10 protein-coding genes and 1 pseudogene are annotated in these 14,322 nt (G+C 36.4%); 9 read left to right on the top strand and 2 right to left on the bottom strand.

The window, feature by feature from the left end:
• Together ACODS7_RS01170 and ACODS7_RS01175 are read right to left on the bottom strand one after the other, a co-directional pair.
• Positions 1–904: pseudogene (locus ACODS7_RS01170) on the bottom strand (IS1182-like element ISBth7 family transposase); the annotation flags it as partial.
• A 135-nt stretch (positions 905–1,039) separates the two neighbouring features.
• Positions 1,040–1,513 carry an N-acetyltransferase gene (locus ACODS7_RS01175; protein ID WP_000506690.1) on the bottom strand — a complete coding sequence of 158 codons (474 nt, stop codon included), beginning with the start codon at positions 1,511–1,513 and terminating at the stop codon, positions 1,040–1,042.
• 295 nt (positions 1,514–1,808) lie between these two features.
• On the opposite strand from ACODS7_RS01175, the gene panE reads away from it, so the two are divergent.
• The 9 genes from panE to murD all read left to right on the top strand — a co-directional run bounded on the left by panE (position 1,809) and on the right by murD (position 14,251).
• Positions 1,809–2,693, top strand: a complete 885-nt coding sequence (gene panE, locus ACODS7_RS01180) for a 2-dehydropantoate 2-reductase (RefSeq protein ID WP_050844872.1) — start codon at positions 1,809–1,811, stop codon at positions 2,691–2,693.
• 79 nt (positions 2,694–2,772) lie between these two features.
• Positions 2,773–4,389, top strand: a complete 1,617-nt coding sequence (gene bshC / locus ACODS7_RS01185; RefSeq protein WP_098640930.1) for a bacillithiol biosynthesis cysteine-adding enzyme BshC — start codon at positions 2,773–2,775, stop codon at positions 4,387–4,389.
• A gap of 370 nt (positions 4,390–4,759) precedes the next feature.
• Positions 4,760–5,692: a 16S rRNA (cytosine(1402)-N(4))-methyltransferase RsmH gene (gene rsmH, locus ACODS7_RS01190; protein WP_000472508.1), complete on the top strand. Its 933-nt coding sequence runs from the start codon at positions 4,760–4,762 to the stop codon at positions 5,690–5,692.
• 15 nt (positions 5,693–5,707) lie between these two features.
• Positions 5,708–6,070 (top strand): cell division protein FtsL, encoded by a 363-nt coding sequence (gene ftsL / locus ACODS7_RS01195; RefSeq protein WP_016080471.1) that lies wholly within the window; start codon positions 5,708–5,710, stop codon positions 6,068–6,070.
• A gap of 21 nt (positions 6,071–6,091) precedes the next feature.
• The gene (locus tag ACODS7_RS01200) at positions 6,092–8,242 is read left to right on the top strand and encodes a penicillin-binding protein (protein WP_080117117.1); all 2,151 of its coding nucleotides are present in this window, start codon (positions 6,092–6,094) and stop codon (positions 8,240–8,242) included.
• 81 nt (positions 8,243–8,323) lie between these two features.
• A complete protein-coding gene (locus ACODS7_RS01205) occupies positions 8,324–10,240 on the top strand; it encodes a stage V sporulation protein D (RefSeq protein ID WP_016080473.1) in 1,917 nt (638 codons plus the stop codon).
• Positions 10,241–10,425: 185 nt separating this feature from the next.
• Positions 10,426–11,901, top strand: a complete 1,476-nt coding sequence (gene murE, locus ACODS7_RS01210; protein ID WP_224980670.1) for a UDP-N-acetylmuramoyl-L-alanyl-D-glutamate--2,6-diaminopimelate ligase — start codon at positions 10,426–10,428, stop codon at positions 11,899–11,901.
• Positions 11,902–11,923: 22 nt separating this feature from the next.
• A complete protein-coding gene (mraY, locus tag ACODS7_RS01215; RefSeq protein ID WP_000893060.1) occupies positions 11,924–12,898 on the top strand; it encodes a phospho-N-acetylmuramoyl-pentapeptide-transferase in 975 nt (324 codons plus the stop codon).
• Positions 12,899–14,251: a UDP-N-acetylmuramoyl-L-alanine--D-glutamate ligase gene (gene murD, locus ACODS7_RS01220; protein ID WP_016080475.1), complete on the top strand. Its 1,353-nt coding sequence runs from the start codon at positions 12,899–12,901 to the stop codon at positions 14,249–14,251.
• Positions 14,252–14,322: the final 71 nt, after the last annotated feature.

Consider the following 14,322-nt stretch of genomic DNA (forward strand, 5'->3'; position numbering starts at 1 on the left):
CGGCGATACCCCATCACCATAAATATATTTCTCTCCGATAATTTCTTACAGATATAGCTCGTAAAATAGCCTGCATCAAGAGCTACAGCTTCTACTTTGAACCCGAATTTATCAATTTGAGCTTGGAGGCGTGCTAAATATGGCTCGGAATCTGCCATATTTCCAGCCGTTACATAGGTATCTGTAATAATATTGTACTTCGCATCAGTCGTACGATGGTCTAAGAAATGAAAACCGTTCGGTTTTCCATCTCTCATTAAAAATCCACTATCTGGATCCGTGGTACTTATACGAGTTTTTTTGGTAGGGGTATCACTTTCCTCTCTAGGTTTTAATTCTTTTTTCCATGTACCTTACGATCTTCGATTACCGCAGCTTCTAGCTCATCTATATAAAACTTTGCTTTTTCTTTTTTATATTTATGTACAAATTTATTCTTATTGGCATTGGCCTTAATGTGCGTAGAATCTGTCATTAGCGCACGTCCTCCCACCATCCGGTGCTCTGTCGCTTGCCTCACGATCTCATCAAAAATTTCTTCGAAAATATTTGTATGAATAAAGCGGGTACGGCGATTCCAACTGATTGTAGAATGATCTGGAATAGTATCTGATAGAGAAAACCCTAAAAACCAACGGTAGGCGATATTCGTTTTAATCTCTTTTTCCAATTGACGCTCCGAACGAATACCGTAAAAATATCCAATAAACATCATTTTAAATAAAACGATAGGATGGATTGACGGACGTCCATTGTTTTCACAGTAATAAGGGCGTAATTTCTCTTCAATAAAATCAAAACTAATTGTCGCTTCAATCGCACGAAGGAAATGATCTTGTGGAACCAACTCTTCTACAGAAACAGATACACGTTCATCACGATGATTTTTTAAAGCACCCATCATAAAAACTCTCTCCTTTTCCTCTTTTTTTATCAGTGTTGACACATAAAAAGAGGTTCAGACACAAAAACAGGCTGTAGAGAAGACTTTCTCCACAGCCTGTAAAAAACAGCTGTTATACAGCTGTTTTTTTATTTCTTAAGCCGATTCTTCGTTTGTAACCGCATTCAAATTTGTTTCTGGATGCCAAATATAAAAATCTCCATCAGTTACTGATACGGGGCTGAAATTTAATTTATCCCAAAAACCAGCTGAATGAATACGCGCTATCGTTTTAATAGGAAATTGCAGTTGTTTCGCATGATTTACAAGCATTTGTCCGAATCCTTGTTTTTGAAAAGTTGGTAATACTTCAAGTTTATAAAGTTCTAGGTAAGGACCTGTAATTTCGAATGGTTCTCCGCCGTTTCTTTTCATATATAGACTCATACGTGCGATTAGTGATCCGCCATAATAAATACCGTAAAATGGAGATTCACTGTCGTTTTCAATAATGTTTGCTTGTAATTCTTCCAGCATAGATAGTTCCTGGGCTCCGCACCCTTTAAATTTTTTGAATTCATCTAACGTTTTATAATTGATGAGCAAGCGCTCAACTTTTGGGAATCCCATTACATCACATCCTTTTCTTATCTCGTTGAATGCAGAAAAGTAAAAATATTTATAATAATAGTATAACTCATTTTTTTATTTTTATGAAGAAGATAGTATATTTCTTTTATTATTTTTTTGAGGATTTGCTAAACTAAGAGTATAAGTGTATTAATAGGCAGTATATACATAGTGAAAAATGAGAGTGTATTTGTTTGGCAGAGGACAACGAAATTAGAGGGTGTGCTTATGTACTTTAAAAAGATATAAAAAAGGGGGGAGGCAAGGGCGCTTAATGTGAATCCCTTGTGTGAAAATGAAAATTGGAATTGTCGGACCAGGTGCTATTGGTCTATTGTATACATTTTATTTACAAAAAAGTAACCAAGATGTTACGTTGTTTACAAGAACAGCTAAGCAAGCTGAAGAGTTAAATGAAACAGGTATAACTTGTATTAGAGATGGAAGATGTGAAACGGTATATCCAGCTGTTTTACCGATAGAAAGTATGGTAGCGCAAAATTTAGATTATATATTTATTGCTGTGAAGCAATATCATATAGATGACATACTACCGTTTTTGGAAGGTGCATCATCATTAATCTTTTTGCAAAACGGAATGTCGCATCTTCCAAAGATGCTGCAAATAGGGAGTGAAAATATAGCTGTTGGTATTGTAGAACATGGTGCGAAAAAAGAGGCAGGGCATATCGTTCATCATACTGGAGTAGGTGTAACAAAATTTGGCGTGGTTTGTGGCCAATCTATACATTTTAAAAAAATATTTCATTCTTTTCCTGTTGCTTATTTCCCAGTTCAAATAGAAACGGATTGGGAAGAGATTATGCGCGAAAAATTAGTAGTAAATGTATGTATCAATCCGTTGACAGCGCTATTGGGAGTTAAGAATGGTGAATTAATCACGAATCGCTTTTTTTATCAGATGATGGAGCAAGTGTTTCAGGAGGTCGCATTTCTTATTAGAGAAGAAAAAGCGATGGTATGGCAAATGGTACGAAATGTGTGTGAAGGAACGTCTCGTAATACATCCTCTATGTTAGCGGATGTAAGAGCGAATAGACAGACGGAAATTAATGCGATTGTTGGGTATGTATTAGAAGAGGCTAAGAAACAGCAACGACCAGTTCCGACACTTCAATTTTTGTTCGATGCAATAAAAGGGTTAGAAACAAGAGTATAAGTGTTATTCTTTGCTTTTACGTGAAACATTGACTACAATGTGGATTGGTGAGAGAACTGGATACGAAAGGAAGAATTATATGGAGATAAAAGAAATCTCTGTTCCGCAACAAGGTGTTGTAGCGGACTATATGAACGGTAAAAAAGAGATACAGTCATGTTTTGATTATATGTTAACAGAAGATGCTTTTAAACAACGTTTACATGATTTGCGTGAAAGGGAGTTTTTCCGCCAAGATTTAGTAGCGCATTTATTAGAATATAATACAAAATTACAAGCGGGAGAATCTACACTTCAAAATGTAAAAGCGCTTGGAGATGAAAATACATATGTTGTTATAGCTGGACAACAAGCGGGATTATTAACTGGACCGCTTTATACAATTCATAAAGTTATTTCAATTTTACAGCTTGCAAAGGAAAAGGAAGAAAGTTTAGGAGTTAAAGTTGTCCCTGTCTTCTGGATTGCGGGTGAAGACCATGATATGGATGAGATTAACCATACTTTTGTAGCGAAAAATAAAAAGATGAAAAAAACTATTTTTTATGATCGTAATCCGAAAAAGGCGAGTGCTTCTGAGTCTGAACTTTCTGTTGAAGATTGTAGAAGTTGGATTGAAGAGATTTTTAAAACATACCCAGAAACAAATTTTACAAAGGATGTATTAAAATTTGTTGATGATGCTTTGAAAAAATCGAATACGTATGTAGATTTCTTTGCTCATCTTATTACGAAAATCTTTGCTAATTCTGGTTTAATCCTTGTTGATTCACATCATCCTGAATTAAGAAAGTTAGAAATTCCATTTTTTAAGCGAATTATAAGTAAGTATAAAGAGGTGCAAGAGGGGCTTCGTAATCAGCAGGAAGTAATTAAAGAACTAGGATACAAACCGATTATTGAAACGAAGTCTCATGCAGTGCATATATTCATGGAAATAGATAATGAACGAATATTGCTTGAAGAGCATCAAGGTAAGTTTGTTGGAAAGGATGGGGCGCATTCCTTTTCATATGAAGAGTTGATTGAAGAAATGGAGAGAAATCCGGCACGTTTTAGTAATAATGTTGTAACGCGTCCTCTTATGCAAGAGTATGTATTTCCTACGCTTGCATTTATTGGAGGTCCAGGGGAATTAGCTTATTGGAGTGAATTACAACAAGTATTCCATACTGTCGGTTTTCAAATGCCACCTGTCGTTCCTCGTCTTACAATTACTTATGTGGAGAGAGATATAGCGACAGATTTATTCGATCTGCAATTGAGAGAAAGTGATCCGTTTTTAAATGGTGTCGATAAACTGCGTGAAAACTGGTTGTCTAATCGAATAGAGGAACCGATTGATGATCATTTTGAAAAGGCAAAAAAAGAAATTGCTGATATTCATACATCTTTACAGCAATTTGTAAAGAAAATAGAGCCAGGGTTAGGTGCGTTTGCAGGGAAAAACGAATTGAAAATTAATGAACAAATTGAACTGCTGGAAAGAATGTTGAAAAGAAATGTTGAGAAAAAGTATGAGGTTCAACTAAATAAATTCCGCCGTATACAATTCGCACTTCGTCCATTAGGTGCGCCGCAAGAACGTGTGTGGAATGTATGTTATTATTTAAATCAGTTTGGTTTGGATTTCGTTGATCGTGTAATGGAAAACCCTTTTTCTTGGGACGGAAAACATCATGTTATAAAACTGTAAAATCTTGCTCTTTGGAGCAGGATTTTATTTTTATTCCGTTGAATTTACTGTGAAGTGATTTTTTTCTGAATTATCAATCAAAAAAAGTGTTGGATATGGTAATTGTGTTGGATACTTAAATATATGACAAAATAGCACAAAATGTAAACGTATTATTCGCTTTTTCGACAGTTTTTTATTTAAATTCCCGCAAAAGATGATAAAATTTAGTATATAATAAAAGAAAATAGCGATTTGTATAGTATGTTGCCTTTGTTGGTAAGTTAAATGAGTCGTTCTTTCGTATTATTTCATTCTCTAAGCGTGAAATATGTGCTTAGAGGAAGGGATACATTCAACATAATTAATTGGAAAAAGAGTAGGTGCAACAATGTTTAAACACGTAACAGTGCTTTTAAAGGAAACAGTAGACGGCTTAGATATAAAGCCAGATGGTACATATGTAGATTGTACACTGGGGGGAGGAGGACATAGTTCTTATTTATTATCCCAATTAACTGAAGGTGGAAAATTAATAGCGTTTGATCAAGATGAGATAGCGATTCAAAACGCGAAAGAAAAGTTCTCTTCATACGGTGAACAGTTTATAACAGTAAAGAGTAACTTCCGTTATTTAGCTGAAAAACTGCAAGAAATAGGTATAACAGAAGTAGACGGTATTTTATTTGATTTAGGTGTTTCATCCCCACAATTAGATACACCAGAGCGAGGCTTTAGTTATCATCATGATGCACCGTTAGATATGCGGATGGATCAAGATGCCCCATTAACAGCATATGATGTTGTAAATAGCTGGTCATATGAACAACTTGTAAGGATTTTCTTCCAATACGGTGAAGAGAAATTTTCAAAACAAATTGCAAGAAAAATTGAAGCTTATCGTGAGAATAAAGCTATTGAAACGACAGGAGAATTAGTAGAGCTAATTAAAGAAGGTATTCCGGCTCCTGCTCGTAGAACTGGTGGGCATCCTGCTAAGCGAGTGTTTCAGGCAATTCGTATAGCTGTAAATGATGAATTAAAAGTATTTGAAGAAGCATTGGAATCTGCTATTGAGATGGTTAAACCAGGTGGAAGGGTTAGTGTTATAACATTCCATTCATTAGAAGATCGCATTTGTAAAACAACGTTTAAGCGAAATAGTACAACGCCACAATTGCCGCCAGGATTACCGATTATTCCTGATGAATTTAAGCCGAAATTAAAGCTTATTACAAGAAAACCGATTTTACCTTCTGATATAGAGCTAGAAGAAAATAATCGTGCGCGTTCTGCGAAGTTGAGAATCGCTGAAAAACGATAAAAGGGAGAGAGAGGTATGACTAATTTAGCTGTAAAGTACAAACAACAAGCGCAAGAAGAGGTGCAAATTCAAACGCCCCCACAGCAGATGGCTAAGCCGAAGGTTAAAGCAAAAATTACAAGAATCGAAAAAATGTTGTATGTAGCGTTTATTGGCTTTTTATTGTATGCCTGTGTCGCGTTTATTGGAAATAAAGCAGGCCTTTATCAAGTTAATGTAGAAGCAGCGACGATAGAAGAAAAAATTGTACAGCAGCAAAAAGAAAATCAAGAATTACAAGCTGAAGTAGAGAAGTTAAGTCGCTATGAACGAATCGCTGAAGTTGCAAAAAAACACGGGCTAGAAATTAATGCGAATAATGTGAAAGGCCTCAAATAAGGCAATAGGTGTGAAGGAAAGATGAAGAAGAATATGACTAAATTTCATACCAATAAGGGAGCAGGTTATTTTATGATATTTTTCCTCCTGCTCTTTTTGCTGTTATTAGCCCGATTTTTTTACATACAATCAACAGGAACAGTGCATAATCAAGATTTAGATGCACTTGCTAAACAAAAGCATAGTAAAAAAGGAGTTCTTGAAGCGAACCGAGGCACCATTTATGATCAAAATGGTCATGTGTTAGCGCAAGACGCAAACTCTTATAAAATAGTAGCTGCGCTAAAAGGTGCTAACTCTGTTGAGAATAAAGAAGATACTGCAAAGAAAATTGCAGGAGTACTTGGAAAAGGCGAAGAGGATATTTTAGCTTCCTTGAATAAGGAAGGTAGAAGTCAAGTCGAATTTGGAACGTTAGGTAAGGATTTGACGAAAGAAAAGAAGGAACAAATAGAAGCGTTGAAGTTGCCGGGAATATCTTTTATTACAGAAAATGCAAGGGTGTATCCAAACGGTGATTTTGCATCTTACGTTATAGGTCATGCAAAACCAAATGAGAATGGGACCTCGGTAGGTCAATTTGGTATAGAGAAAAGCTTGGATAAATATTTAAGTGCTTCTAACGGAGAAGTAGCATATACAGGTGATCGTAAAGGTGTATCCCTTGATGGTGGAAAAGTTAACGTAAAGGCACCTAAAAATGGAGATAACGCGTATTTAACAATTGATCAACGTGTCCAAAGTTATTTAGAAGACGCGATGAAAGCAGCAAGTAAGCAATATGAGCCAGAAAGTTTAATAGGGATTGTTGCAGATCCGAAAACTGGAAAAATATTAGCGATGTCTACTAAACCTAGTTATGACCCTAATGATCGTCAAATTAAATATTTCTTCAATGATGCAATTGCAAATGCATTTGAACCTGGATCAACAATGAAAATTTTTACGTTAGCGGCAGCTATTAATGAAGGTGTGTACAAAGGACAAGATTATTATCAGTCTGGGACATATCAAGTCGGAAATAGGAAAATAAAAGACCATAACGGTGGTGCTGGTTGGGGTTCTATCACCTTTGATGAAGGGGTAGAGCGTTCTTCAAACGTAGCGTTTGCAATTTTAGGAGACCAAAAACTTGGTCCAGAACGTTTCCGAAAATATATTCATAGTTTTGGATTAGATGAAAAAACGAACATTGATTTATCAGGTGAAGGATCGAATACAATTTTATTCGATCAGCAAATACAACAAGTGACAACAGCTTTTGGACAAGGTTCCACTGTAACACCAATTCAGCTTGTACAAGCTGCAACGGCCATTGCAAATGATGGGAAAATGATGAAACCTTATGCAATTGATAAAATTGTAGATCCGATAACAGGGAAAGTGAAATTAGAACATAAGCCAGAAGAAGTAGGAAAACCTGTTACAAAGGAAACAGCAGCGCAAGTAAGACAGTTATTAGAACGCGTTGTTACATCTCCGAAAGGTACAGGGACAGCTTATAAAATTGATGGATATTCAGTTGGTGGTAAGACAGGAACAGCGCAAATTCCGGATGGAAAAGGCGGCTATATGACAGGAAGACAGAATTATATATTCTCATTCTTAGGTATGGCACCAATGGACGACCCACAACTTGTTGTGTATGTAGCTGTTAAACAGCCGAAATTAAAAGATGATGAGAACGGTGCACAGCCTTTAGCTGATATTTTTAAATATGTAACAAAAAATAGTTTAGAGTATTTAAAGATTAAGCCAAATGAAGTGAAAGACCCGAAAAAACATCTGAAAGAGCAACAAACTACTGTTCCAGATGTAACTGGTAAAACGATGGCTGAAGCGGGGAAAGCAATTGATAAAGCAAAACTTCGTCCAATCGTATTAGGTGAAGGGAAAGTACAGCAACAAGTACCAAAAGCGACTGAACAAACATTGAAAGGTGACCGAGTCTTCTTGGTAGGAGATAAGCCTACAATGCCAAATATACAAGGATGGGCATTACGTGATGTTATGAATTTAGCGAAGACATTACAGCTTAACTTGAAGCCTTCTGGTACTGGATACGTAACAGAACAAAGTGTGGCGGAAGGAACGTTATTACAACCTGGTACAGAATTAGGTGTCACACTCGTACCGCCACTCGAACCACAACAAGAAGCAGAAAAGCCGTAATGGTAAAAGAGAAGAAGTTCTAATTAAATAAGTACAAGCATATATTGGAACAAGCTAGGCGTAAGGGAGGCTTGTTCCGATATGCGTGTATCAAATGTAACAGTTAGAAAACGACTTATTTTTATACTTATATCAGGTATACTTATTTTCACTATTATCGATATTCGTCTTGGATATGTGCAATTTTTTCTTGGGAATATGTTAACGGATCGTGCGAAAGATTCATGGAGTCGTAATATTACTTTTGAACCCGAACGTGGGAAAATTTTAGACCGAAATGGTGTGGAACTTGCCACGAATAAAAGTGCTCCAACTGTCTTTGTTGTACCGAGGCAAATTGAAAAACCAGCAGAGACTGCAGAGAAGTTAGCTGCAGTATTAGGTGTGGAAAAAGATGAGATTTATAAAAGGATTACAAAAAAAGAATCGATTGTAAGGTTAGATAAAGGCGGAAGGAAAATATCACATGACAAAGCGAAAGAAGTACGAGGATTAAGTTTGAAGGGCGTGTATATCGCAGAAGATTCTATCCGGTACTATCCATTTGGAAACTTTTTATCACATGTATTAGGTTTTGCAGGTAGCGATAACCAAGGTCTTATGGGACTAGAAAAATATTATGATAAAGAGCTAAATGGGGACAAAGGTCATGTGCGTTTTTTTGCAGATGCGAAAGGACAAAGGATGCCTAATGTTGGGGATGATTTCAAAAAACCAGAAGCCGGTTTAAATTTAGGATTAACAATCGATGCGCGTATTACAAGGATTATGGAAAGAGAAATGAATATTGCGGAGTCAACTTATAATCCAGACGGTATGATTGCAATTGCAATGAATCCTAAAAATGGTGAAATTTTAGGTATGTCTAGTCGGCCGAGTTTTGATCCAGCGGATTTTCAAAGTGTCTCTCCAGAAGTGTATAACAGAAATCTACCTGTGTGGAGTACGTATGAGCCTGGTTCAACATTTAAGATCATTACACTAGCTGCAGCATTGAATGAAAATTTAGTAGACTTAGAGAAGGATACGTTTTATGATGATGGAGCAGCTGAAGTCGGTGGAGCTAGATTGAAATGCTGGAAAGCAGGAGGTCATGGCAGTCAAACGTTTTTAGAAGTCGTTCAAAACTCATGTAACCCGGGATTTATTGAACTTGGTGATCGCCTTGGTAAAGACCGATTATTTAAATACATTCGTAATTTCGGCTTTGGACAGAAAACAGGAATTGACTTGCAAGGTGAAGGCAGTGGGATTTTATTTAATTTAGATAAAGTTGGTCCAGTAGAGCAAGCAACAACTTCATTCGGCCAAGGGGTTTCTGTTACACCAATTCAACAAGTGGCAGCTGTAGCGGCGGCTGTAAATGGTGGAACATTGTACCAGCCGTATATAGCTAAGGAATTTATTGATCCGGAAAATAATCAAGTTGTTAGTAAAAAGACACCTGTTGAGAAAAGAAAAGTTATTTCCAAGGAAACTTCAGAAAAAGTTCGTTATGCATTAGAGAATGTTGTAGCGAAAGGTTCTGGTAAAGGAGCTTATATTGATGGATATCGTGTAGGTGGAAAAACGGGTACTGCTCAAAAGGTGAAAGATGGTAAATATTTAGAGAATAATTATATAGTATCTTTTATCGGATTTGCTCCAGCGGATGATCCAGAGATTGTTGTGTATGTTGCTGTTGATAATCCAAAAGGAGTTACACAGTTTGGTGGAGTGGTAGCAGCTCCAATTGTCGGGAATATCCTTCGAGATGCGCTTCCTGTTATGGGAGTGAAACCGAGAAAAGAACAAGTTGAGAAAGAATATAAATGGGGCGATACACCAACTGTGGAAGTTCCGAATTTAATTGGAATGAAAAAGAAAGACTTACAAACACAACTCGTCGATTTGAAGCTTGATATAAGTGGAGATGGAGAGAAAGTAATTAAGCAATCACCAGAAGCGGGAGCTAAAGTAAAAGAAGGCTCAAAAATTAGAATTTACTTCGGGAATTAAAGGTAACATAGTACGTTTTATGGTACAATTGGTGGAAGTGAGTTCTTTATAGAACAGTTACTTAATTTGAGACAATAAGTGTCTCATTCATAAATAGGCCAGTAGCACTTACCTCCTTATATAGGAGGTAATGTGTTGCTTACTGAAAAAAAGATAAATAAACAATGTAGAGAGGGTTTAGTGAAATGAAGTTGCATACACTTTTATCATGTTTGCATGATTTTCCAGTTGTTCCAAAAGAAAATCCAGAAATCACATCTATAGAAGCTGATTCACGTAAAGTGAAAGAAGGAAGCTTATTTGTATGTATGAAAGGATATACGGTTGATAGCCATGATTTTGCTAAGCAAGCAGCGGCACAAGGGGCGGCTGCTATTGTTGCGGAAAGACCAATTGATGTTGACGTTCCAGTTGTACTTGTGAAAAATACTTTTCGTTCGTTAGCGGTTTTAGCTGATTATTTTTATGGTCAACCGACACACAAGTTACATTTAATCGGAATTACAGGTACAAATGGAAAGACAACAACATCGCATATTATGGATGAGATTATGCGAGCACATGGTCATAAAACAGGGCTAATTGGAACGATTAATATGAAAATCGGTGATGAAACATTTGAGGTGAAAAATACAACACCAGATGCACTAACACTTCAACAGACGTTTTCAAAAATGGTTGAACAAGGTGTGGACAGCACGGTAATGGAAGTTTCGTCACATGCGTTAGATCTTGGGCGTGTACATGGATGTGATTACGATGTAGCGGTGTTTACGAATTTAACACAAGATCATTTAGACTATCATAAAACGATGGAAGAATATAAACATGCAAAAGGGTTACTATTTGCACAGCTTGGCAATAGTTATAATCATAATCGTGAAAAATACGCTGTGCTGAATAGCGATGATAATGTAACAGAAGAGTATATGAGAAGTACTGCAGCAACAGTTCTAACATATGGTATTGACACAACAAGTGACATTATGGCCAAAAATATCGTTATGACGAGTGGCGGGACTACATTTACGCTTGTCACACCGTATGAAAGTGTAAATGTTACGATGAAATTAATAGGTAAATTTAATGTATATAACGTACTTGCAGCAACAGCAGCAGGACTTGTTTCGGGTGTGAAATTAGAAACAATCATTGCTGTTATAAAGGAACTAGCTGGGGTTCCAGGACGCTTTGAAGTTGTTGATGGCGGACAAAATTATACAGTTATTGTTGATTATGCACATACGCCGGATAGTTTAGAAAATGTATTAAAAACTGCAAAACAATTTGCAAAAGGTGATGTGTATTGTATCGTTGGTTGTGGCGGCGATAGGGATCGAACGAAGAGACCGATAATGGCAAGTGTTGCAACGAAATATGCAACTCATGCAATTTATACATCAGATAATCCAAGAAGTGAAGATCCAGCGGCTATTTTAGATGATATGGTACATGGTGCAAGTGGGAATAATTATGAAGTGATTATTGATAGAAAAGAAGCAATACACCATGCAATTGCTAAAGTGAAAGCAGATGATATCATTATTATTGCTGGTAAGGGTCATGAAACGTATCAAATTATTGGTAAAGAAGTTCATCATTTTGATGATCGTGAAGTTGCTAAAGAAGCAATTATAGGGCGTTTAAACAACGAAGAGTAACAACGTGAGAGGAGGACTACATGTGCTTGAGCAAGGTTTATTAGTAACGGCTGGAGTAGCATTCTTAATTTCTGTTGCCCTTTCGCCATTGTTTATTCCATTTTTAAGAAAATTAAAGTTCGGACAGAGTATTCGTGATGAGGGACCAAAGTCACATCAAAAAAAATCAGGGACACCGACAATGGGTGGTATCGTCATATACGTATCTATGATGGTAACTTCACTTATTATGGCGATTAAGTTTAATTATTTAGGTGCAGAGGTTTCGTTATTACTATTAGTGACATTTGGTTACGGGTTGATCGGATTTTTAGATGACTACATAAAGGTAGTTAAGAAGAGAAATCTTGGTTTAACATCAAAACAAAAATTAGTAGGTCAGCTTGTTATTGCTATTGCGTTCTTTTTAATTGGAAAAGGGCAAGCGTTCCACACATACATCATGATTCCGGGAACGGATGTTAAGTTTGAATTAGGTTGGGCGTATTTTGTACTTGTACTATTTATGCTTATTGGTGGATCAAATGCAGTTAACTTAACTGATGGTTTAGATGGTTTATTATCAGGAACAGCGGCTATTGCATTTGGAGCATTTAGTATTATTGCTGTGGCACAAGAGCAATTTGGAGTAGCGATATTCTGTATGGCAGTTGTAGGAGCTGTACTTGGATTTTTAGTATTCAATGCGAATCCAGCAAAAGTGTTTATGGGAGATACAGGTTCATTAGCTTTAGGTGGAGCCATTGCAGCTGTAGCGATTTTATTAAAACAAGAATTGCTACTTGTAATTATTGGCGGAGTATTCGTAATGGAAACTTTATCGGTTATTATTCAGGTCATTTCATTTAAAACAACAGGAAAACGTGTCTTTAAAATGAGTCCATTACATCATCATTATGAATTATGTGGTTGGTCAGAGTGGCGTGTTGTTGTGACGTTTTGGTCTGCAGGATTTTTATTAGCTGTGTTAGGAATTTATATCGGGGTGTGGATGTAATTGAAAACTGTAACTGAATTTCAAAATAAGAATATTCTTGTATTAGGCATTGCAAAAAGTGGTTATGCAGCAGCTACATTGTTACAAAAGTTAGGGGCAAATGTTATTGTAAATGACGGAAAACCTTTAGCAGACAATGTACTTGCTGCAGAATTACAAGCAAAAGGAATGGACGTTGTATGCGGTGGTCATCCTTTAGAATTATTAGAGAGAAATATTTCTCTTGTAGTAAAAAATCCAGGAATTCCGTATTCTAATCCAATATTAGTTGCTGCGAAAGAAAAGCAAATTCCAATTGTTACGGAAGTTGAATTAGCATATCGTATTTCAAAAGCACCATTTGTTGGGATTACGGGGTCTAACGGTAAAACGACGACGACAATGCTTACATTTGAAATGCTAAAAGAAGGACAAAAGCATCCTGTAATTGCAGGGAACATTGGAACAGTAGCGTGTGAAGTAGCACAGGATGCAAAAGAAAATGAAGTTATAGTTACAGAACTTTCATCATTCCAATTGATGGGAGTAGAATCGTTCCAACCTAAAATTGCAGCGTTCTTAAACTTATTTGAAGCCCACTTAGATTATCATGGGACGAAGAAGGAATATGGTTTAGCAAAAGCAAATATTTTTAAAAACCAAACAGAAAACGACTATAGTGTAATAAATGCGGATGATGCAGACGTGATGGCTTTATCTGCAGATACTAAAGGCCAAAAAATCCTGTTTTCGACAACGAAAGAAATTGAAGATGGCGCGTGTATAAAAGACAACGCTCTTTATTTCAAAGGTGAAAAAGTTGTTGAAGTAAGCGATATCGTTTTACCTGGTCAACATAATCTAGAAAATATTTTAGCTGCGATGAGTATTGCGAAATTATTAGGTACTTCTAATGAAGCAATTACGGTCGTGTTAAAACGTTTTACGGGTGTAAAACATCGATTAGAATATGTAACAACGATTAACAACCGTAAGTTTTATAATGATTCAAAAGCAACGAATATGTTAGCGACTGAGAAAGCATTATCTGCGTTTACACAACCGATTGTGTTACTAGCAGGTGGGCTTGATCGCGGAAATGAATTCGATGATTTAATTCCGTATTTCAAAAATGTAAAAGCGATTGTAACATTTGGACAAACAGCTCCCAAACTAGTAAGAGCGGCAGAAAAAGCGGGATTAGATATAATTGAAAGTGTCGATACTTTAGATGAAGCAGTGGTGAAAGCTTATGCTCATTCTAAAGATGGTGATGTTGTTCTTCTTTCTCCAGCGTGTGCAAGCTGGGATCAATTTAAAACATTTGAAGAAAGAGGAGACATTTTTATACAAGCTGTGCATAAACTTATATAAAGTAAATCAAAACATCAGTAGGCTAACACCTACTGATGTTTTGTTACATAGGGCAAAAGGTTCTGCCTAAA

This window comes from Bacillus sp. FG16 (genome assembly GCF_057809515.1).